Below are 1,124 nucleotides of genomic sequence, written 5' to 3'. Positions count from 1 at the left end.
CGTACTGGTCGGCTTCGGTGGCAAGGGCCTGTCCTATGCGGTGGCCACGGCCTTCGCGCTGGTGGCGATGGGCTGCCTGGCCACGCTGAAGGTGGAAGAGCCGGTGCATGCCGGCCCAGCCGCCCCGATCTTCAAGAGCATTGCCGAAGGCGCGCGCTTCGTGGTCGGCAACCGGATCATGGTCGGCGCCATGGCGCTGGACATGTTCTCGGTACTGCTGGGCGGTGTGGTGGCGATGCTGCCGGCGTTCCTGCACGAGATCCTGCATCACGGCCCGGAGGGCCTGGGCATCCTGCGCGCGGCGCCGGCACTGGGCTCGGTGTGCGTTGGCCTGTGGCTGGCGCGCCACCCCCTGCACCGTAATGCCGGTCGGGTGCTGCTGTTCGCGGTCGCCGGCTTCGGCCTGTGCGTGATCGGCTTCGGCCTGTCCCAGCACTTCTGGCTGTCGGCGTTGATCCTGCTGTTCTACGGCGCCTTCGACGGCGTGTCGGTGGTGATCCGCTCCACCATCCTGCAGCTGGCCACGCCGGAAGAGATGCGCGGCCGGGTATCGTCTATCAACGGCATCTTCATCAGTTCGTCCAACGAACTGGGCGCGTTCTATGCCGGCACCATGGCCAAAGTGCTGGGGCTGGTACCGGCGGTGGTACTGGGCGGATTCGCGGTGCTGAGCGTGGCCGGGGTCACTGCATGGAAGAACCCGACGCTGCGGAAATTGAATCTGCGCGATCTGCAGTAGAGCGGATTTCCGTGCGCACACGCGCCGGTAGCGGCGGGCTCTTTCCGCGACCGCGGCGGAAACGCGCCGCCATCCGCGAGCCGGTGCTACGCACCGGTGCCCTGCGCTCCTCGGTGAATCAAGGGACGGCGCGGAAAGCCAGCCGACCAACAGTCGGCTCTACAGAACAGCGGCGCCTCTTCGCCGCTGGTAGAGCCAAGCCATGCTTGGCTGCTCTTGCCCTTCCATCCAATCTCCGGCTCCGGCCTGAGCCGAGCGTGGTTCGGCTCTCCAGCGACCGCGCGCAGGGAGGCGTCGAGAGCCTGCGGGTGGGCCGGGCAGGACCGTCCGCGGCATGGATGCCGCGGCCGAGCGTACAGGGATGTACTTGCAGCGTGTCCTGCCT

Annotated in this window: 1 protein-coding gene; it reads left to right on the top strand. The window is 67.8% G+C overall.

Features of this window, described 5'->3' with window-relative positions:
- A partial coding sequence (locus AC1VAN_RS22595) for an MFS transporter (RefSeq protein ID WP_480986834.1) occupies window positions 1–739 on the top strand: 739 nt, incomplete at its 5' end.
- Between the last annotated feature and the right edge of the window lie 385 nt (window positions 740–1,124).

It is taken from the genome of Stenotrophomonas sp. 05L44_2, assembly GCF_056665995.1.
The sequence above is the reverse complement of the archived record's forward strand: the minus strand, read 5'-3'. Positions and strand labels throughout refer to the sequence as shown.